The following is a 19,460-nucleotide window of genomic DNA, read 5'->3' on the forward strand; positions in this document are numbered from 1 at the left end:
ATGGATACTTCATTTATCGCGGTAGGTCTGCTTAACGCACTGACCCCCTACAACATGTTCTTCATTGTGCTGGGTACGGCAATCGGCATTGTTGTAGGCGCCCTGCCCGGCCTTTCGGCCACCATGGCCCTGGCGCTGCTGCTGCCTATTACATTTGGCCTGCCGCCTGAAACCGGCTTATCCATGTTGGCGGCACTTTATTTATCTGCGATGTATGGCGGCTCTATTGCCGCCATTATTCTTCGCACCCCCGGAACACCCGCCGCTGCGGCTACGGTACTAGACGGGTTTCCGATGGGCGCACGTGGCGAAGCGGGCCGTGCCTTGGGCATTTCGCTGAGCGCCTCGCTGGTAGGCGGGCTTATGAGCGGCGTGGCCCTGCTGACGATTGCACCGTTTCTGGGGAAGCTTGTACTGATGTTTGGCCCTGTCGAGCTGTTCGCAATTGCGGTGCTGGGCATCACAATGATTGGAACGCTCTCCAAAGGCTCGCCGATCAAGGGCTTGTTTTCGGGCGCATTAGGCTTGTTGCTGGCCATGGTGGGCATGGACTCGACCACGGGTTCAGCACGTTTTACCTTCGAAAACATCAACCTGTATTCGGGCATCTCTTATACGGTGGCACTGATAGGCATGTTCTCCTTGCCACAAGCCATTGCCCTGGCTGAGCAGGCGGGCACGGCACCGCCCCCTGCAAATAAACTGGGCGATCGCGTGCTGCCAAGCTTGCGTGAATTTACCAAGCTAATACCCAATATTTTCAGATCAGGCATCATCGGCATTGTGACGGGGATTATTCCGGGTAGCGGTGGCGAAACGGCCAGCTGGTTCGCCTACAACGAAGCCAAACGCTGGGCCAAAGACAAAAGCCAATTTGGCAAAGGTGACCCCGCCGGCATTGCTTCGGCCGAGTCTGCCAACAACGCCGTCGTTGGCGGCGCGCTGGTGCCGACGATTGCATTGGGTATACCGGGCAGTTCAACCACTGCCGTGCTCCTGGGTGGCTTGATGGTGCATGGCATATTGCCTGGCCCGACCCTGCTTACCGAACACGGTGAAATCACCTACACGCTGATCTGGGCGGTTATTTTGGCGAATATCCCGCTGTTCATCATCGGGCTGGGCCTGACACGCGTGTGCATTCTGGTGACACGTATCCCAAAAATTGTGGTTGCTGCTTCCATTGCGGTGCTGGGTATCGTGGGATCGCTGGCCATCAACAACAACATGTTCGACGTGTGGCTAATGCTGGGCTTCGGCTTGCTGGGCTATATATTTGAACGTGCCAGCATACCAACAGCCCCCATGGTTATTGGCCTTGTTCTGGGCATGCTGCTTGACTCCAGTTTGGCGCAGTCGTTGCTCATAGGTTATGACAGCTGGAATGTCTTCTTGACCAGCCCTATTGCCGTCACATTGCTTGCCATCGCTGCGTTTTCTATACTGCAAGCCACCCCGCTTTTCCGCTGGCTGCGCCGCAAGCCTGTCAAAGCGGCGTAGCATAAGTAAAAAGACACGCACAGCTACTGGATTGATGATGAGTATTTCCGCAGAAACAGCACTAAACCCTGGCGTTCTGGCCCACGCCGAACCCTCGACCAGCCAAATTGTAGATGTGCTCGAAGAAGACATCGTATTTGGCTATTTGCACCCACGCGAACGGCTGGTCGAAGACGATATATGTTCCCGCTTCAATGTCACCCGTCACGTAGTGCGACAGGCCTTGAGCGAACTGGACAACATGGGGCTGATCGAACGGCGAAAAAATGTTGGAGCCTTTGTAAAAGCCTATACCGACAAAGAGGTCATAGACTTATACGTCGTGCGCGACATCCTGGAAGGCAACGCGGCGCAACAGATTGCATTCCCCGTTGCACCAGACCGACTGCAGGGCTTGATAGCCGTGCAGTGCCAACATGACGAAGCAGCAGAAACCGGCAATATGCGCGCCGCCTTCCGAGCGAATATAAGCTTTCATCAAACACTATTCGCACTGACCGACAATCCTATTCTTTGCGCAACCATTGACGATTTTGCACGAAGAGCCCATGTGGTGCGGTTTTTGTCGATGGCCGACGCCCGTTTCCTGCAGAAAGCACGTGATGACCACTGGAAGATGATTAACGCCCTCCAAAACCAGGACCGCGATTTTCTCGTATCTACTTGCCGCAGTCACCTGATCCCGTCGCGCGACGCCTATCTCGAACAGTACCGACGGCGCAGCCAGTTCAAATAGCCTGACAGGCACTTACATAAAAAAGGGATAGAGAGAGACCAATGAAAGAACACTTACTACAAATAGGCAGCTTTCCAGACTTCGTGCAAGACAAGATCGACGCCGAGTTTGTACGCCATGACTGGGAATCACTTCAGGCCTCGCCTGCACTTTTGCCCAAAGTGCGCGGCATCATTACCCGCAGTAATTATCTTGTGCCAGCCGATACCATCCACAGCCTAAGCAACCTGGGGGTCATCGCCACGTGTGGTGTGGGCTACGACTTGATCCCACTGCAATTGGCCAAAGAAAAAGGCATTGTGGTCGCAAACACGCCCAATGTGCTCAACAGCGCTGTGGCAGAACTGGCAGTGGGCCTTACGCTGGCCATGCTGCGTCAGTTGCCGCAGGCACACAATTTTGCAAAAACGTCGCAGTGGCCGCAGTCCAACTTTTCACTGGGCACCAATCTGTCGGGCAAAACGGTGGGTATTATTGGCCTGGGTCGCATTGGTCGAGAAATTGCACGACGCTTTGAAGCCTTCGACGTTTCGCTTGCCTACTTTGGACGTACCCGGCAAAACGTCGACCTGCGGTTTGAGCCCCAACTTCTCAAACTTGCAGAAACCAGCGATATCCTTATCATTGCAGCGCCGGGTGGGCCAGAGACAGCAAAAATGATTAATGCCGACGTGCTCAATGCGCTTGGCCCCAACGGTTATCTGGTGAATATTGCCCGCGGGTCTTTAGTGGACGAAGACGCACTGGCAGAGGCGCTACGTGAAGGCGTTATTGCCGGGGCGGCGCTGGACGTGTTCAACAATGAACCCCACATTAACCCGCAGTTGTTGAATCTTGACCGGCTTATCCTGGCGCCGCACATTGGCAGCGCCACCCATGAAACCCGTCTTGCGATGGCCGAGTTAACGCTGCAAAACCTCCGGCAGTTTTACCGTGACGGCAGTGTACTAACACCAGTCAGCGTTTGAGTTGGGCATCCCATTAAATCTGCCTCTTTCACTCTCTCTTCTATTACTCACGAAGCGCTGTGCACGGTAGGGCAAAATATAAAAACTGCTCGCTTGCGTCGTGGCGAGTCTGAAAACCTGGCCGCCGAACGTACAGGCGTATCGCGCCATACCTGGCGTCATCTCGAAGAAGGCTCAGTCAAAGTAGCACTTGGCTAGCGGCCTTCAGGCCAAGCAACCCTGTGACACATGACCACGCGTTCAGCGGACTAATTTCTCACTTCTCTAAAATGTGTCACTATTCGGCATCGGACTACGGGTCAATCACGACCGGCTAGCCTCGTCGTGTACTGGTTACCCGTAGCCCCTTTTACATAAAAAGAAGGAGTTGCAATGGCCGCCGTACAACCCAAAGCCAACTGGAAGTCGACAATACTGATGCCGGTATTTATACCGGCCGTCATCCTGATTCTGTTACTGGTGCTAGGCACCGTCGCCAATCCAAAACTCGCGGGCGACGTGTTTACGAACACCCTGGCCTACGTCACCCGCAACTTCGGCTGGTTTTACATGCTGTCGGTGGCCATCTTTCTGGTGTTTATTGTGCTGGTCGCGACCAGCAAATGGGGCAACATCAAACTGGGGCCCGATCACTCAGAACCCCAATACAGCTTTGTGTCCTGGTTCGCCATGCTGTTTTCGGCTGGCTACGGCATTGCGCTGCTGTTTTTTGGTGTGGCCGAACCGGTGCTGCACTATGCCATGCCACCCCAAGGTGCCGGCGAAACGCTTGACGCAGCAAAGCAAGCGATGCAAATTGCGTTTTTCCACTGGGGCTTTCATATCTGGGCAATTTACGGCCTGGTAGGGTTGGTGCTGGCGTATTTTGCGTTTCGCCATGGGCTGCCGCTGTCCATGCGTTCCGCCCTGTATCCGCTGATCGGAAAGCGCATCCACGGGCCCATAGGCCACACCGTAGACATTATCGCCATCCTGGGCACCATGTTTGGCCTGGCCACCTCATTGGGCCTGTCGGTCATGCAGATCAATACAGGGCTTAACTACCTGTGGCCGTCGATTCCCATCAACAACACTGTTCAGGTTATCGCGATTGCTGCGATCACAGGCCTGGCGCTGTTTTCGGTAGTGGCGGGTCTGGACAAAGGTGTAAAAAACCTGTCTATCCTCAATATGGTGCTGGCGACCGCGTTAATGCTGTTTGTTTTTGCGGTGGGGCCAACTCTTTTCATTCTTGAAACGTTTTTGCAGAACACCGGCGCGTATCTAAATAACATTATTGAACGCACCTTCAATCTGCAGGCATATACGCGCAGCGACTGGATAGGCAACTGGACACTATTTATTTTTGGATGGACGATCGCTTGGTCGCCCTTCGTGGGGCTGTTTATTGCAAAGATCAGCCGTGGCCGCACCATCCGCCAGTTTGTGTTTGGTGTCATGCTGGTTCCGACGATTTTCACCTTCTTCTGGTTCTCGGTATTCGGCGAAACAGCACTCTACGCCATTATGAACCAGGGCTACACCTCTCTGATTGCCGAGGTTCAGAACAACAACGCCATTGCACTGTTCAAATTGCTTGAGCATCTGCCGTTTACATCGATTGTCTCCTTCCTCACGGTTATATTGATCATCACGTTTTTTGTCACCTCGTCTGACTCAGCATCCCTGGTCATCGACTCATTGGCAGCAGGTGGCATTGCAAATACTCCGGCAACCCAACGCGCCTTTTGGGCCATTCTCGAAGGTGTCGTAGCTGCCGTTCTATTACTGGCCGGAGGCCTTCATGCACTGCAAAGCATGACTATCATCAGTGCGCTACCTTTCTCAATCATTCTGCTTATTTCTGCGGTCGGGATGTGGCGCGCACTGGCGATCGAAACGCACCGAGACAAAAGCCTGGAACAGCAAAAGCAGCATCGTCAGACTGGCGGTGCATCCAGTACCTGGAAGAAACGTCTGGCCGGAATTGTGGACTACCCCGACCTTGACCACGTAAAAACCTATATAACGGACGACGTGATGGGCACCATGAAACGCCTTGCACAGGGCCTGGACGAACAGGGCTGGCCGGCCAAGGTCATGCTGGAAAGCGACCCGTGCCGTGCTTACCTCGAAATCGAAGTGCATAAGCCAGACCAACTCGACTTTTTATACGAAGTGCGTCTGCGCGACTACGAAATGCCCGCCTTCGCTTCGCCCAGTACCGCAATCATGCATACCGCAGACAATTCCGAGAATGCAGATGCCACTACCCAAGCATCAACTGCACGCTACTACCGTGCAGAAGTGTTCTTGCAGCGTGGTGGGTTGGATTATGACGTCTATGGGTATACACAGCAGGAGCTGATCAGCGATATTCTTGATCACTTCGAAAGATATCTGAGCTTTCTGCAGATATCACCCGATGTGTTGCCATGGAATATGGCGGAGCATGATGAAATGCTGCAAGAAAAGCCTGATGACCAAATCGCTGTACAAACCTAAGCTTCAGCGCAAGCATTACCTCACCGACCTTGTTTTTGCCACTTAATACGGCAAGAGCAAGGTTCATAGGCTGCTGTGGGGCATTTTATTTTGCTGGCAATAAACACATACTGCCGCACTGTAGCTCACTAGTGCGGCTCCCGAACACTTGCTGCGGCGCTGTGGTCGGATAAGTTCGGCTGCAGAACGCCTGCTCTACAGCAATTTAATTGCATTAGTGCGGCTCAAGAACACCCGCTGGAGCCACTGTAGTCGCATTGGTGCGACGCCAGAACACCTGCTCTGCAGTACTGTACTCGGATTAGTGGAGCCCGAAAGCGCAGCCAACGCGTGGTGTCCAGGACTAAGCAATCGGCGAACTGGCCGGGCCTAACCTGACACGACAGGGTGCTTTAGCTGAAGACGCTATGCGTAGCGAGCCAGCAGTGGTTGGCAACACAAGCCTTACGCTTACCAAACGAAAACTGCCAGACCCAGCTATAGCTTACTACCGTAGTAGTCGCTGTAACCTGATCTGGCAGTTACCCCATTTAACCGAGACGTAACCGTCAGGTTAAATCGAAATTACGTAGGCTTATTGGCCTTGAACGCTCTTAGCTTGTGGGCCTTTTGGGCCCTGAGCTGTTTCGAACGAAACACGTTGGTTTTCTTCAAGCGATTTGTAACCGTCGCCGACGATATCGGTGTGGTGTACGAACAGATCCTTGCCACCACCGTCAGGAGTGATAAAACCAAAGCCTTTTTCGTTGTTGAACCATTTAACGATACCAGTTTCTGTACTCATTTTCCGCGATTTCCTAAAATTGTGAGCGATATGCCCGATAAAAGTCCGTCAAGATATGCATATTAAGCAAAGCCACAATTTTGAAGCCGCTGTCCAACATACTTGCTAACTAACTTACTGTAATTCATGCAGTGGGCGAAGTCTACTATATTAATGACACATTAACCATAACGTTGTCATGAGGCCGCATAATTTTGATATTTCATACGTTACAGGCTCACATTTCGGCCTAGAGCGCCTTCAAGCTGAGAGATTCCGCACAGTGAGCAGCCGCGAGATACTGTTTCTGGCAGCCCAGTCGGCACACATTCGACGGGCCAAGAAGTGGTCGTCAGGACGATGCATCCAAAAACTTGAAGCACTTGCCCGTATCAAACGATTGGCAGGCCTGATCAGTGCGCTTTCTTTTCGCGCATGGCCTTAAGGCCGTCAGCCCAGAAACGCAGTTCTTCAAGCAGCGTTACGGCAGACTTATCGATCAATTCATTGGATTGAAACTGCCCCTCGCTGTTGATCATGCTTGCGGCCATCGGCACCATAACGCCTTCCATCATTGGCATCATCTTCAGGGTGGTGATCTGCATTTTGACGGCCTGCACTGAGCGCAACCCACCAGACACACCACCATAACTTACGAAACCACAAGGCTTGTAGTTCCACTCTCGATACACAAAATCCAGGGCATTGACCAGCGATGGCGGCGGGCTGTAGTTATATTCGGGCGTGACGAAAATGTAGGCATCTGCGGCGGCCACACTCGCCGACCACTTCTTGGTATGTTCGTGTTTGTAGTCTTGTGCAGCCGGATGAATAGGCTCGTCGTAGATCGGCAACTTGAAATCAGCCAAATCAATCAACTCAATATCAAAATTGCCATGTTGCTTGGCAAACTCGTGAAACCATCGTGCTATTGGAAGCCCAATACGTCCGGGCCGAGTGGAGCAGATAATAACGTGTAACTTGGGTAGCATCAGCTTTCTCACTTTGAATTATGTTGCCTGGAAAAGATCTGGAACACGTTCTTGGTTTTTGCCTTAGTAGTAGGCCGAACACGCCTGTAGCATTACCACATGCGCTCACTCAACCATCTCAATGAATACAAGCCGGGCTTCCGAATATTTAACACGTAGCGATAGTAGGAGCGGTTGAATGCTTACAAGCGTGTTCTTGTCAGGTTAACACCATGTTCGACTGCTCATTAACAGCGCGTGCAACGCGCCAGTTAAAAGGTCGTACGTAAGAACCCTAGCTTACAGAGCTGGGCCTCTCGGTTAGTGTGATTTGGGCGCCGCCTGATATGAATCAAGCACCAGTTTGACAGTTCGTCATTACACTGACTACAGCATTTCGCTACCGTGTTATCAACACGCAGGCAGTTCTCTGTGGGGGCAGTATGGCTCAACGACCACTGAAGGATAAGAGCATGGCACCGCGCACCGGTCGTACTCTTGAAGTCTGGACACCCGAAGACAAGGCTTTCTGGACCAGTCAAGGTCAAGCCATTGCCAACATTAACCTGTGGCTTTCCATACCTGCACTCTTTCTTGCATTCGCCGTATGGCAAATGTGGAGCGTGGTTGCGGTAAACCTTCCAAACCTTGGGTTCAATTACACAGAAAACCAACTTTTCTGGCTGGCGGCGCTTCCGGCGTTATCAGGGGCAACGCTACGCATATTTTATTCATTCATGGTACCCATCGTCGGTGGCCGGCGCTGGACCGCGTTAACCACCGCCAGCCTGCTACTGCCCACGATAGGTATCGGCATTGCCATACAAAACCCCCTTACACCCTATTGGGTAATGTTGATGCTGGCATTATTGTGCGGGTTTGGAGGCGGCAACTTTTCGTCTTCTATGGCCAATATCAGCTTCTTCTTTCCAAAAGAGCGCAAAGGTTCAGCACTGGGTCTAAACGCCGGCCTGGGTAACCTGGGCGTATCGTCCGTTCAGTTTCTGGCACCTTTGGTGATTACCATTGGAATGTTCGGCCCCTTGGGAGGCGACCCACAGATTGCTCAACTTTCAGGCACTACAGGTGGGCCAACCCAAGTCTGGGCGCAGAACGCTGCGTTCATCTGGGTGCCTTTTATTCTGGTCGCCGCCCTGCTGTCCTGGTTTGCCATGCATGACATCGCTGATGCTAAAGCCTCGTTCAAAGATCAGGCGGTTATCTTCAAGCGCAAACAGAACTGGGTCATGTGTTTCCTGTATCTGGGCACCTTTGGCTCGTTCATAGGCTTTGCGGCAGGCTTCCCATTACTGATCAAATACCTGTATCCGGCTGTGCGCCCACTGCAGTATGCGTGGCTGGGCCCACTGGTTGGTGCGCTCGCCCGCCCCTTTGGCGGTTGGCTGTCCGACAAAATAGGCGGCGCAAAAGTTACTTTTTACACGTTCATCTTTATGGTTCTTGCCGTCATTGGGGTCATGTTTTCTATACCGCATGACGGGCTTCCGGGTAGCTTTGCAGGGTTCTTGATCTCTTTTCTTGTACTGTTTTTGCTGACTGGCATTGGCAATGGCTCAACTTTTTCAATGATCCCCATTATTTTTCTCACAAAAAGCATGCGTCGCGCCAACCTAAGCGACCCTGAGTCGGTACGCAACGCTGAAATGGAAGGAACAAAAGAAGCCGCTGCAGTGTTGGGCTTCACAGGGGCGATCGGTGCCTACGGTGGTTTCTTCATACCCAAGAGTTTTGGAACATCAATTTCTGTTACGGGCACACCCCACGCTGCCTTGCTGTTCTTTATTGTGTTCTATCTGGTGGCAATCGCTACAACGTGGTGGTTTTATTCGCGCAAAAATGCCGAATACCCCTGCTAGGCCGGCACCTGCTACGCCAGGAAAGGCCTCACATCCAGAAACGCTACTGGAAGGGTGTGCTAATAGTCGCCGCCCGACTTCGCCTCAAGCTGCGCAGTTGCTGCCATTGCTATCGTGCGCCAGTACATCAAATAGCAGCAGACGCCGCACTAAAACCCAAGCACGGCTACGCCGTCCGCGCTATCCTTCCCCACCCTGAACGGCGGGGCTTGCCGCGCACCGGGTCAAGCACCCGATGCAACCTGGCGTTAACCAAGTTGGCACTTCGTCGCGCAAAGGAAGAATCCTTCTTCTGGCAACCGCGAGCCATGCCAGAAACGACGCCGGTCTCCTCTGTAAGTAGCTTGCACCGATATGCTGCCGACTTCTGTTGAACTGTCTATACTGATCAGGTACGCAGCAACTCCCAATCGGCGGTTTCGGCTACTGCGGCGGCGTCTGACCAACGGTATCACTCTGACGCTGCGATGAAATCAGAGATGGTCTGAAACTGCCCCTTGATAGTCGATTTTGGGTTGTGTCATGACGCCATTCAAGCTTGAGCAACATCCGGTCGCATATTTTGCAGACTTCGTGTTATACCCGGTGGCCCTGGTAGCCGGATCGAGCCTCCTGTGGCTAAAGGCAGACGACCCCATCTGGATGCTGCTGGGGTCTGCCATCATCGGGTTTCTGACTTGGAGCCTTGTCGAATATTTGCTGCATCGCTTCGTGTTGCATGGTGTACAGCCATTCCAGCATTGGCACGAAGAGCACCACAGACGTCCCTTTGCCCTCATTGGCTCTTCGACTCTGGTTAGCATGGCACTATTTGTCGTGCTGGTATTTTTGCCATTATTTCTGATAACGGGGCCATGGATTGCGTTGGCGGCCACGTTGGGAACAACCTTCGGGTACCTGCTTTATGTGTTCGTGCATCACGGCACCCATCACTGGAAAGCGCGCCCGGGGTCATGGATGCAGGCTCGAAAGCGCGACCACGCCCGTCATCATTTGCCAGGCGCACATGGCTGGTACGGCGTCACCACCTCGTTCTGGGATCATGTATTCCGCACGGACGACAGACGTTGACGCGGTTCAATGTCATATCGGGCACGACGTTTCGTGTCCGACCAACTATTAACCGCTTCCGCTAGGTACATTTCAACCCTATCGTAATGCTGTTGGGCTGGGTTCAGGGGGGGGCATTTGCGTGCAAGGTATGCAACAACTGCGTTAAGTCGGCGGCTCTTACCCTTACCACCAAAATTGCCGGCATACAAAATTGCCTCGTAGTAAACACAAAATCGTTAAAACCAGCGCTGTTAATTAACAGCGCGGGTTTTTATCACCTGCTCAACGTAAGGCACGCAGGCGGCACCTGCTCAGCCCGGTAGGTCTCTGCCTACCTGCCGTGTGCTTGTCTCACACGACTATTTGCCTGCATCGACATTAACTGCAAGGAGAAGATTGGTGTCTACACTGGCCAACGCCACAATCTGCGTAGGATCAATGCTGCTGACAGCATGCAACGGGTCAGTGACGTCGACGGTCATAACGGGGCTGTCTTCGCTATTATCTGTAGCTGCCACAAGGGCCGGCACAGTGGTTTCAGTAACGCTCAGGCTACCAACCGGGGCCTGATCTGCAACCTCAGATTTGCCTTTTTTGGCCTTGGACGTGGCTGGCTTACTCTCAGCATTAGCCACTGTTTTCGGAGCGGCCTCTGGTGTCTTAACACGGTTGCCATAAACATCGCGGTTCATGTCAACAAAACCCGCTACCACAATGGCCGCCACGTCAACACTGCGCACCGGTTCGGCGCGACTTGTGTCTCTACCAGCCGGAGACTCGGTGGCTTCAGGAACGCGTGGCTCTTGAACCGGCACAGTTTCTGCGCCATTACCTACGGCGGGGCTTGTGCGACCGGCAAGCAGGCTAACGTCAGGGCAGGTTCGCCCGGAAGCTTCATACGCCAACTTATTTGCCTCTTCGCCGAAGCAGAAGAAGCGCACAACTGCCACCTCTTGATAGCCAAGCCGGTAGGCGGTAGCGGTATCTTCGCGCGCGTTACACGCCACGCTCTCTGAGGCCATAGAACCACCTATACCAAACCCCGTCACCCCCACACTCATCGTATTACTCTTGCCGCAGTTATTTGAGCCTCCAAATACGCTGGGTGCAGTATAGATAGTGGGTGTGGTGTGTATGCGTTGGTTATCGGGCACCTGTGAATCACCGAACGTAACGTTACCCATATGCATCTGAGTTGCCTGCCCCATCTGGTTATTCATTACGCCAGATTGCGAGTTGGCATTTGCACCACTCGTTGCGTCAGCCGCAGAGTTAGATGTGGTCGTGGTTTGCCCGAGAGCCGCCGTACTGCACAAGGCCAGGGCTAAAAGTTTCAAGCGTTTCATCGATCTTCTCCTCGGAGGCTTACACCTCTCGGTTCCTGCCTAAATAGAATTAATCTGCTGTTGATTACCAACCGCCGAATCCACCAAAACCTATTGCTCCTGATCCCGAGCCCCCGCCATCTGAAGAATCAGCAAGGCCGTAATGCTCTCCCATTGAGCTCGCAGTCATACTGCCGGAGCCAGCTCCCGTCGTCTCCACAGAAGTATCAGAGACACTAGTTGTCCTGGAAATAGCGTATGTCTCTATACCCGTCATTGATGCCGAGACACCCGAACTGACTGTGGTCGATGCAGAGGCTGCGGGCCCACTCGAAACCGTATTGGCACGGGCGGTTCCTCCAATGGTCGTACTCCACTGCGTACTGGTATACGAAATATTGCCGCCCGGTATGACGGTTCCCGCTGCACTGGCCGAGCCTGACAACGTCAGCGCCATTACCGCAAATAAAATCTTGTCCATGATGAATGCCTCCTTCGGCTTCCAAGCAACGAGGCTACAGTTCGTGCAGCCATCCGCAGCGCATGGTTATTAAGGCGTAATGAATTCTTGCCGTGACGCTCTGATACTGCTGGGTGATTTATCATCGACGCGCTGTGCCACGGAAGCAATCGGCGGTGCTGTTGGCGGGCATTTATGGCCCATGGTCGCCCAGGCCAAGCGATTTTCATCTTCGCCAAAGCAAAAGAACCGTATAACGGCTACGTCTCCATAACCCAGTCGAAAAGCTGTCGCCGTATCTTCGCGCGCGTTACATGCATCACTCTCGCTCGCGATTGAGCCACCAACACCCCACCCAGTCGCCCCAGCGCCCAGTGTGTTGCTCTGACCACAACTATTGGAACCGCCAAACATACTGGGCGCGGTATACACGCTAGGCGTAGTGTCTATAGTTTGAGTTTTCGGATACGTTGTGCTGCCAAAGGTAATGTTGCCCATGGTCATATCCGCCTGCTGGCCCATTTGTGATGCCATGTTTCCAGACTGTGATGTCGCGTTAGCGGTGCTGGATACATTGGCGGCAGCATCGGCAGTGGTAGTGACTTGAGCCATAGCTACATTACTGCCACACAAGATAAGCGATATCAATAAAAGCCGTTTCATTTGTCTTCTCCTGTGGGGAACACCCCCGGTGGCATAGCTTTATCTGCAAGTTTTGCCGTAATCTTTGTTAAGCACAATTAAAATAGATACCTAGAGACGCATGTCACACGTTTCTTTACAAAAATGTTTCTTTTATTTACCTATGGCCTTATTCTATGTTTGTAATTCGGTGTCACTTTATACATATTGTGATTTAAATCACATATATTTAAGCGAAAAATCTAATTCAATAACGATTTTCGCAAAAAAATAACTATCCGCCAATGTAACAATTTTGAAAAAAATAAAAATCAAACTGCGTTTGATTTATCGGGCTTCTTCGTCGGGTGCCGAAACTTGCTGCTTTTTTTTTCCACGCAGCTCAAGCATGGCTTCGCCATAGGCCTGCTGCAATTCTTTAATCTGACGTTCATATTGCTCCTTGACATCCAAGGGGTTAACACGCAACGCGTTTTCCAGCCCTCGCTTGCCCTCTGCTACCCAGTGTTCAATTTCTGACGCGGGCAGATCAAAAGCTTGACTGGCCTCTCTGATGGTCGTTTTTCCCTGGATTATATCCATCACCAGCACGCTTTTACGACGCACCGTCCAACGCTTGATTTCTTCATCCAGCTTGCCGCTCATCGCCAAACCTTCTTTCCCACTCATCTCGCATCCTCCCCTTAAACGCTTGCTCGTCGGCGTGGCGTCTGCGCGTGCTGGGCGTGTGTGCCATCGTGCATTGTTCTGCGTTTTACCGGCGCCGCCCATAAAAATAAACGGACGGGCTGTTGGAGTTCAGGTAACTGGGTAGTAATCGCATTGCCTCAAAATCCGCTACACCGGAAGCTTGCGATACCATCCCCTTTTCCTGCTCATTACAGGCAAATGCACCCGTTACACCAGACTGCCAACTGTCACGGCTATCTGGTGGAAACGACCCATCAGTTCCATATCCCGAAATGGCAGAAAACCCAGTCGGTTTCAGGGGGCTGAATGACTGAGCGGGCTGACAAGACGTATTTGAAGACTGTGTCTGCCGCCCACCCGTCGTTACATCGGCAGCCGCTTTGGCCGAACTGTGCTTAGTGCTCGGCTCAGCCATTACGGAAGACGCGCAAAGCATGCAAAGTAACAACATCAACGGTTTCATGACGCGCTCCAAAATGTGTGGGGAGCAATCTCCCCACACATGTGAACCTCACATCGAAGCGTAAAGACTTACCAGCCCCATGCTCCGAAACCGATCGCACCGGCTGAGCCCCATGCTCCAGCGTTGTGGGATCCGCCAGCGCTGGCGTTAGTACCGCCCATGGCAAACCCGCCCGTTGTACCGCCGCCGTTCGAGTAGGTTTCAGTCACGCCACCCGAAGTGGTGCCCGCGCCTTGGGCATTGAACCCAACTGAAGAATTGGCGCCCGATGTGGATCCCGACAGGCTTCCTTGGGAAGCAGCTCCATTAAACATTGAAGCGCTGCCACTCGATGAGCTTGCACCGCCGTTTACAGTGGAGTTTGCGCCACCAGAGCCACCAAACATGCCCACACCAAAACCAGCGGCGCTAGCTACACCAATGGAACCCACTGCAAGCACGACAGCCAAAAGTACTTTTTTCATGATGAAGTCTCCAATTTAATCGAGAAACCGTCTCGAAACGGTGCTGCTCTTGGTCGGGGCGTCGATAGACCGTTCTGGCCCTCATTAACACCCTTCTCAACTTCTGTTGCAGAACAAGTGCTACTGCACATGTCCAACTAATCACAATGCAAACTCAGGCCGTGTTCGCTGACAAAACTTTCTCAGCGCTCAGTACCCAATGCAGAAATTCTTTACGCACTACCCTCCCGTTAAATCGAACGGGGCCTTTTTCCCTAAAGCATCTAGCCTATTTAGCTTCGCAAGGTGCTGTTACATACTTATATCTAAACGTACCAATAACAACCGCTACCGATACATATACGTTTAAGTTTGTTCTGAGTAACTCTAGTTATTTAATAAGAACAATCGAAACTCAGAACTGTTAATCAATGTGATCATTCTAGATATGCTTTTATTAATATCATTTACATTTTGTGATTTAGAAAAATAAATTTGTAAATAATGTATCTTAAATGATCAACAATATTTGGCTGTAAACAGGAAAAGACTATGGACCCTCGCATTCAATACTGTGTGACACAGATCGAACACAAGATTCTTCATGACGCTTCTGAGTTCAACGCGCACGATGCGCTAATCCAGGATCTGGCAAAGCACATTAATTTGACACGGTTTCACCTGTCCCGTTTATTTCTTAAAGATTTCAAATACTCGCCGCGTGAGTATATTCAGCACAACCTCATGGGCCGATGTGCATTGATGATCGCGCATACAGCACAATCCATGTTTTCTATTGCCATCGACATGGGTTTTTCAAGTCAGCAAGCGTTCACTCGGGCCTTTACCAAATACTGGGGCCTTTCTCCGCAGCACTTTCGTCAGGCCCACGCTTACTACATCGCCAAACGTGACAAATTAGCAGGCCCGCCTATTCCAGGCTTGGAAAACCTTGAGGTTAAGGTCCAGGCCATGCCTGAGATGCATTTTTGGGCAGCACGCTATGAGGGCCTGTCCAAACAAAAACATGCGTGCTGGAATGATTTCAGGCATCTGTTTACGCAACATGCCCCAGAAGGATGGGAGGGCTCTTTCTTTGGTCTAACCTACGATACGCCTATGTTCACCCCGCAACCTTTCATGCGGTATTACTGCGGTGTGCTGGCAGGGCCAGACCCCAGTAAAAAGCCTAAAGAGGCATTTGAAATATGCCTTCCCGCTGGCCGAGTGGCCACCGTCGAGGCACAATGCATGGCGCACGACCTGCCCCATTTATACGATTATCTGCTGGATCATTGGTTGCCTCGGTCGGGCTACAGCTTGCGTGCATCGTGTTTTGCAGAAAACTTTGGCGAAATCCCGGTGAATTGGGATGAGCAGCCAGTGCCTGTCAAACTTGCATGCTGGATTCACTAACATAGGGATATCTCTAGTAAATACTATGAACATTCCCTTGCATATACCGGCCTTAACTCCTATCATTTTTATAGACTTGGGTACTGCGACCATTATTGAAACCAGTTTCATAAAGAAACCCGTCTTTCTCAGAAGAAGCCGTATCGCAGCAACTGGGCAGCCTCCGCTTAACCGTGAGCAAATAAAGACTCAAAGCCGCTGTGTCCCCAGGTGTACTCCGGCCCCGCCAGTTGCGACCCGGCTTCAGAAGACGAACAAACACTGGGAAGTAGCGATATGTCGGCAATTATAGTAATTGAACCGCATCCATTGCTGCGCCTGGGAATTCTGCAATTAATGTCAGAATTATCTGCGCAGCCGAATGTAGACGGCGCGGACTACCCTCTTGACGGGCACACCTCGTCTGCCTCACGCGAGTACGACCTCGCCATGTTGTCTATTTCTAGCCACGATGATATGCCGAGGCTTATCGCCTTGGTAATGCAACACTATTCACCTAAGGCCATTCTGCTACTCTCCGAGCATGATGACGATATAGCAACGATAGATACCAGCCTGTACCCGCTGGTAGCGGGGCATGTCACCAAACATGTCCCCTCAGAGGTGTTGAAGGCATCCGTTAAGCTGGTACTTGCAGGGGGTACCTGTTTCCCCAGCAGGGCGGCAAAGGTTCGGGAACCAGTCCGGCCAGGCCAGGCTGCTACGCGAGCTCCTCTCTTACCTAAAAGTATGCGAGCCGAGATCCAGATACCCAAAAAACACGATGAGGGTAACGAAAGCAACATTCAACCTGAGTGCAAAATGCTCGGTTTGACACCCAGGCAATATGAAGTGCTGGTGCTGTTGGCCCGCGGGTATCCCATGAAACTGGTGGGTCGAAGCCTGAATATTTCACTTGCCACGGCAAAGGCACACACCGAAGCGCTATACCAACGACTCAATGTACACAACCGTAATGCCGCCGTCTATGCAGCCGTATCTCGCGGCGCTACTCTGGGCTGGCCAAACATCGCCACGGCAGCAGATCAGGCACAAGCTCTGCTTGCAGAACAAAACGCCTAAACGCTATATAAATTTGCACAGACTACCAATCTGATATGCGTAAACCAGGCTTCGGGTCAAGCAGAACACGTAAACGTTCTTACGTGGTCGCTGCTTGATCGTCTATGACGTCTGCAAAAAACTCTCCCGGAGTTGCTCCAAACTGCTGACGAAATGCAGCAATAAATGCAGACAGGCTGTCGTAACCACAAGCCAGCGCCACATCTGTAACACGATCACCTCGCTCAAGTAGAGGCAAGGCGCTCAGAAGCCTAAGCCGCTGTCGCCAAAGCCGAAAACTCAACCCAGTTTGCTGTACAAAAAGCCGACTGAGGGTTTTTTCGGAAACCGACAGACGACTGCTCCATTGGCGAAGGGCAATGCGGGAACACGGATCTTCTTGTAAATGGCTGCATATTTTCTTGAGCCGCGCATCTTGCGGAAACGGCAGCATAAGATCAGCCTCAGGCGCGGACTCTAGCTGATCCAGTAGCACACCGGCCAGTCGCCCCTCAGAACTGGCCTCATCATAAAAAACCGGAAGCTGACTGAAACGGCGAATAAGCTCGCGCAGCAGCGTATCGACCACCAGCACCCTGCAATGGGCTGCCCCCCAGGGCACCACAGCAGGGTCAACATAAAGGCTGCGAACGCGCGTATCGGCCGTGCATCGCACCTTATGCTCAATATGCGCCGGTACCCATATCGCTCGCTGCGGAGGTGCAATAAACCGGCCCCTGTCTGTCTCCACTTCTACTACACCATGCAAGGCATAAGACAGTTGCACCCACGGGTGACTGTGGCGGTAGGCAATGACCTGATTAGGCAGCGATCGAGCACGGCCATAGAGAGGACGAGGAAGCGCCTGTTGCCCACTCAGCAGGCCTTGAAGTGTCACATTCTGCGTAGCATCCATAAAAATTCTTTATAAATGGAAAAATGTCTGTTTACCGACAATCATGACCAATCTGGCGTTAGTCGGCGCATCGTGGATACGTTAACTTCTATCCAGCTTACAAACAACGTATTTGGATCCCATGAACCGCCTTCGTCTCATTTTCGATAATTTCACGCTCATCTTGATCGCGGTGGTAGCGGCCGCCACGTTTATTCCGGCGCACGGTACAGGCGCCGTCATATTTGAATGGGTTACCCGAGCGGCAATTGCCCTCCTCTTCTTCATGCATGGCGCAAAACTGTCACGTGAAGCCATCGTGGCCGGGGCCAGGCACTGGCGGCTGCACCTGCTGGTGTTCGGCTGCACGTTTATCATGTTCCCCTTATTGGGCTGGGCATCAAGGCCACTCATCGAACCCTGGTTGGGTGCACCACTGTTTCTGGGTGTTTTGTATCTCTGCGCCCTGCCAGGTACGGTGCAATCTGCCATCGCCTTCACGTCCATTGCACGCGGCAACGTTCCCGCTGCCGTTTGCAGTGCATCGGCGTCCAGCCTTATCGGCATCGTCATCACACCGCTACTGATCAAGCTGCTTACTGACATTGACGCCAGCGGCGCTCACTCAACGCTCGATGCCATTGTCGATATCAGCGCGCAATTGCTGCTGCCGTTTGTTGTAGGCCATCTGATGCGCCCTTTAATCGGTGCCTGGATGGATCGCAACAAAAAATGGCTGAAAAACGTAGATCAGAGCTCTATTCTTCTGGTCGTATACACGGCATTTAGCGCCTCAGTTATTGACGGCTTGTGGCAGCAGGTACAAGGCTCTGAGTTGTTGGCGCTGTTAATCGTCTCATGTGTGTTTTTGGCTATCGCCTTAGCGTTCACCACTTGGGCAGCCCGCACAGCCGGCTTGAACAAGGCGGACGAAATCACTGTTGTATTTTGCGGCTCTAAGAAAAGCCTCGCTACCGGTGTGCCCATGGCGCAGGTATTGTTTTCAGGTGCTGCCGTGGGGCCGGCTCTTTTGCCGCTCATGGTGTTTCATCAGATACAACTTATGGTTTGCGCCGTGATGGCCCAGCATTATGCCCGGCGTGACGATCCTCTAGTCGGCCAGCGCGTCGTCACAGACACGCCGTCCTCCTGAGGCTGCAGGTGGGCGTATTGCCTACATAAGCCCCAACTGCAGGCGCGCCGGCTCACTGATCATTTCGCGGCTCCACGGGGGATCCCACACCAGATCAACCTTGGCTTCATCTACACCGTGTATGGACAGGATTTTGTCACGCGCCTCATCGGCAATCATGGTACCCATACCGCAGCCAGGCGCGGTAAGCGTCATGTTGACATCGACACGATAACGTTCGTGATCCAGTTCGGTAACCTTGCAGCTATACACTAAGCCCAGATTGACGATGTCCACAGGAATTTCAGGGTCAAAACATGTTGCCAGCATACTCCAGGCGGCATCTTCTACAGCCTGAGACGTAACTGGCCCATCATGCATATGCTTGACGGCCTCAGTAGGTTCAAAACCGAACGCATCGCCGTCGACGCCTTCCACCCGGTAAAGGTTGCCCTGCACCATAACGGTATATGTGCCACCTAGCTGCTGCGTAATGGTTGCCTCGCAGCCTTTTTCAATGGTGACTGCAGAGCCGTAAGGCACGGTAACTGCCGGGCAATCCCGGCTGACGATAACATCTTGTCGTGTGTAGCTCATTGTT

The 19,460-nt window shown here is 52.4% G+C and carries 18 protein-coding genes; 9 read left to right on the top strand and 9 right to left on the bottom strand.

Annotation, left to right across the window (positions count from 1 at the left end; genetic code table 11):
• From FQ179_RS07310 to FQ179_RS07325, 4 genes are all read left to right on the top strand, one after another.
• Window positions 1-1,500 (top strand): tripartite tricarboxylate transporter permease, encoded by a 1,500-nt coding sequence (locus tag FQ179_RS07310; RefSeq protein WP_149396541.1) that lies wholly within the window; start codon window positions 1-3, stop codon window positions 1,498-1,500.
• Window positions 1,501-1,537: 37 nt separating this feature from the next.
• Window positions 1,538-2,236 (top strand): GntR family transcriptional regulator, encoded by a 699-nt coding sequence (locus FQ179_RS07315; RefSeq protein WP_149396542.1) that lies wholly within the window; start codon window positions 1,538-1,540, stop codon window positions 2,234-2,236.
• Between the two features lie 41 nt (window positions 2,237-2,277).
• Window positions 2,278-3,204, top strand: a complete 927-nt coding sequence (locus FQ179_RS07320; protein ID WP_149396543.1) for a 2-hydroxyacid dehydrogenase — start codon at window positions 2,278-2,280, stop codon at window positions 3,202-3,204.
• Between the two features lie 372 nt (window positions 3,205-3,576).
• On the top strand, window positions 3,577-5,688 hold the full coding sequence (locus FQ179_RS07325) for a BCCT family transporter (protein ID WP_149396544.1): 2,112 nt from the start codon (window positions 3,577-3,579) through the stop codon (window positions 5,686-5,688).
• Between the two features lie 574 nt (window positions 5,689-6,262).
• On the opposite strand, the gene FQ179_RS07330 is transcribed toward FQ179_RS07325, so the two are convergent.
• Window positions 6,263-6,472 (bottom strand): cold-shock protein, encoded by a 210-nt coding sequence (locus FQ179_RS07330; RefSeq protein WP_137237062.1) that lies wholly within the window; start codon window positions 6,470-6,472, stop codon window positions 6,263-6,265.
• Window positions 6,473-6,864: 392 nt separating this feature from the next.
• Window positions 6,865-7,443 carry an NADPH-dependent FMN reductase gene (locus FQ179_RS07335; RefSeq protein WP_149396545.1) on the bottom strand — a complete coding sequence of 193 codons (579 nt, stop codon included), beginning with the start codon at window positions 7,441-7,443 and terminating at the stop codon, window positions 6,865-6,867.
• A gap of 452 nt (window positions 7,444-7,895) precedes the next feature.
• On the opposite strand from FQ179_RS07335, the gene FQ179_RS07340 reads away from it, so the two are divergent.
• Together FQ179_RS07340 and FQ179_RS07350 are read left to right on the top strand one after the other, a co-directional pair.
• A complete protein-coding gene (locus FQ179_RS07340; protein ID WP_149396546.1) occupies window positions 7,896-9,299 on the top strand; it encodes a NarK family nitrate/nitrite MFS transporter in 1,404 nt (467 codons plus the stop codon).
• A 522-nt stretch (window positions 9,300-9,821) separates the two neighbouring features.
• Window positions 9,822-10,370 carry a sterol desaturase family protein gene (locus FQ179_RS07350; protein ID WP_149396547.1) on the top strand — a complete coding sequence of 183 codons (549 nt, stop codon included), beginning with the start codon at window positions 9,822-9,824 and terminating at the stop codon, window positions 10,368-10,370.
• A gap of 341 nt (window positions 10,371-10,711) precedes the next feature.
• Here the strand turns inward: FQ179_RS07350 and FQ179_RS07355 are convergent, their stop codons facing one another.
• From FQ179_RS07355 to FQ179_RS07375, 5 genes are all read right to left on the bottom strand, one after another.
• Complete coding sequence (locus tag FQ179_RS07355) at window positions 10,712-11,698, bottom strand: hypothetical protein (RefSeq protein ID WP_149396548.1); 987 nt, start codon at window positions 11,696-11,698, stop codon at window positions 10,712-10,714.
• A gap of 64 nt (window positions 11,699-11,762) precedes the next feature.
• Complete coding sequence (locus tag FQ179_RS07360; protein WP_149396549.1) at window positions 11,763-12,158, bottom strand: hypothetical protein; 396 nt, start codon at window positions 12,156-12,158, stop codon at window positions 11,763-11,765.
• A 69-nt stretch (window positions 12,159-12,227) separates the two neighbouring features.
• A complete protein-coding gene (locus tag FQ179_RS07365; protein ID WP_149396550.1) occupies window positions 12,228-12,800 on the bottom strand; it encodes a hypothetical protein in 573 nt (190 codons plus the stop codon).
• Window positions 12,801-13,106: 306 nt separating this feature from the next.
• Window positions 13,107-13,424 carry a DUF1153 domain-containing protein gene (locus tag FQ179_RS07370; protein WP_149396551.1) on the bottom strand — a complete coding sequence of 106 codons (318 nt, stop codon included), beginning with the start codon at window positions 13,422-13,424 and terminating at the stop codon, window positions 13,107-13,109.
• A 576-nt stretch (window positions 13,425-14,000) separates the two neighbouring features.
• The gene (locus FQ179_RS07375; RefSeq protein WP_149396552.1) at window positions 14,001-14,396 is read right to left on the bottom strand and encodes a hypothetical protein; all 396 of its coding nucleotides are present in this window, start codon (window positions 14,394-14,396) and stop codon (window positions 14,001-14,003) included.
• A 531-nt stretch (window positions 14,397-14,927) separates the two neighbouring features.
• On the opposite strand from FQ179_RS07375, the gene FQ179_RS07380 reads away from it, so the two are divergent.
• Both FQ179_RS07380 and FQ179_RS07385 read left to right on the top strand, forming a co-directional pair.
• A complete protein-coding gene (locus tag FQ179_RS07380) occupies window positions 14,928-15,791 on the top strand; it encodes a helix-turn-helix domain-containing protein (protein ID WP_149396553.1) in 864 nt (287 codons plus the stop codon).
• A 276-nt stretch (window positions 15,792-16,067) separates the two neighbouring features.
• Window positions 16,068-16,853, top strand: coding sequence for a response regulator transcription factor (locus FQ179_RS07385; protein ID WP_149396554.1), 786 nt, complete (start codon window positions 16,068-16,070; stop codon window positions 16,851-16,853).
• 79 nt (window positions 16,854-16,932) lie between these two features.
• Here the strand turns inward: FQ179_RS07385 and FQ179_RS07390 are convergent, their stop codons facing one another.
• Complete coding sequence (locus FQ179_RS07390) at window positions 16,933-17,748, bottom strand: helix-turn-helix domain-containing protein (protein ID WP_149396555.1); 816 nt, start codon at window positions 17,746-17,748, stop codon at window positions 16,933-16,935.
• Window positions 17,749-17,869: 121 nt separating this feature from the next.
• Here FQ179_RS07390 and FQ179_RS07395 point away from each other — a divergent pair, with 121 nt between their 5' ends.
• A complete protein-coding gene (locus FQ179_RS07395; RefSeq protein ID WP_149396556.1) occupies window positions 17,870-18,880 on the top strand; it encodes a bile acid:sodium symporter family protein in 1,011 nt (336 codons plus the stop codon).
• A gap of 21 nt (window positions 18,881-18,901) precedes the next feature.
• Here FQ179_RS07395 and sufT read toward each other — a convergent pair whose 3' ends face one another.
• Window positions 18,902-19,456: a putative Fe-S cluster assembly protein SufT gene (gene sufT, locus FQ179_RS07400; RefSeq protein WP_149396557.1), complete on the bottom strand. Its 555-nt coding sequence runs from the start codon at window positions 19,454-19,456 to the stop codon at window positions 18,902-18,904.
• Window positions 19,457-19,460: the final 4 nt, after the last annotated feature.

Origin of the sequence: Pusillimonas sp. ANT_WB101, from assembly GCF_008369125.1 — a bacterium.
Taxonomy (GTDB): domain Bacteria; phylum Pseudomonadota; class Gammaproteobacteria; order Burkholderiales; family Burkholderiaceae_B; genus Allopusillimonas.

Bases quoted from the DNA above. Each gene is read 5' to 3' on its own strand.
- FQ179_RS07310 (WP_149396541.1), top strand. From the start codon at position 1: ATGGATACTTCATTTATCGCGGTAGGTCTGCTTAACGCACTGACCCCC.
- FQ179_RS07315 (WP_149396542.1), top strand. From the start codon at position 1,538: ATGAGTATTTCCGCAGAAACAGCACTAAACCCTGGCGTTCTGGCCCAC.
- FQ179_RS07320 (WP_149396543.1), top strand. From the start codon at position 2,278: ATGAAAGAACACTTACTACAAATAGGCAGCTTTCCAGACTTCGTGCAA.
- FQ179_RS07325 (WP_149396544.1), top strand. From the start codon at position 3,577: ATGGCCGCCGTACAACCCAAAGCCAACTGGAAGTCGACAATACTGATG.
- FQ179_RS07330 (WP_137237062.1), bottom strand. From the start codon at position 6,472: ATGAGTACAGAAACTGGTATCGTTAAATGGTTCAACAACGAAAAAGGC.
- FQ179_RS07335 (WP_149396545.1), bottom strand. From the start codon at position 7,443: ATGCTACCCAAGTTACACGTTATTATCTGCTCCACTCGGCCCGGACGT.
- FQ179_RS07340 (WP_149396546.1), top strand. From the start codon at position 7,896: ATGGCACCGCGCACCGGTCGTACTCTTGAAGTCTGGACACCCGAAGAC.
- FQ179_RS07350 (WP_149396547.1), top strand. From the start codon at position 9,822: ATGACGCCATTCAAGCTTGAGCAACATCCGGTCGCATATTTTGCAGAC.
- FQ179_RS07355 (WP_149396548.1), bottom strand. From the start codon at position 11,698: ATGAAACGCTTGAAACTTTTAGCCCTGGCCTTGTGCAGTACGGCGGCT.
- FQ179_RS07360 (WP_149396549.1), bottom strand. From the start codon at position 12,158: ATGGACAAGATTTTATTTGCGGTAATGGCGCTGACGTTGTCAGGCTCG.
- FQ179_RS07365 (WP_149396550.1), bottom strand. From the start codon at position 12,800: ATGAAACGGCTTTTATTGATATCGCTTATCTTGTGTGGCAGTAATGTA.
- FQ179_RS07370 (WP_149396551.1), bottom strand. From the start codon at position 13,424: ATGAGCGGCAAGCTGGATGAAGAAATCAAGCGTTGGACGGTGCGTCGT.
- FQ179_RS07375 (WP_149396552.1), bottom strand. From the start codon at position 14,396: ATGAAAAAAGTACTTTTGGCTGTCGTGCTTGCAGTGGGTTCCATTGGT.
- FQ179_RS07380 (WP_149396553.1), top strand. From the start codon at position 14,928: ATGGACCCTCGCATTCAATACTGTGTGACACAGATCGAACACAAGATT.
- FQ179_RS07385 (WP_149396554.1), top strand. From the start codon at position 16,068: ATGTCGGCAATTATAGTAATTGAACCGCATCCATTGCTGCGCCTGGGA.
- FQ179_RS07390 (WP_149396555.1), bottom strand. From the start codon at position 17,748: ATGGATGCTACGCAGAATGTGACACTTCAAGGCCTGCTGAGTGGGCAA.
- FQ179_RS07395 (WP_149396556.1), top strand. From the start codon at position 17,870: ATGAACCGCCTTCGTCTCATTTTCGATAATTTCACGCTCATCTTGATC.
- sufT (WP_149396557.1), bottom strand. From the start codon at position 19,456: ATGAGCTACACACGACAAGATGTTATCGTCAGCCGGGATTGCCCGGCA.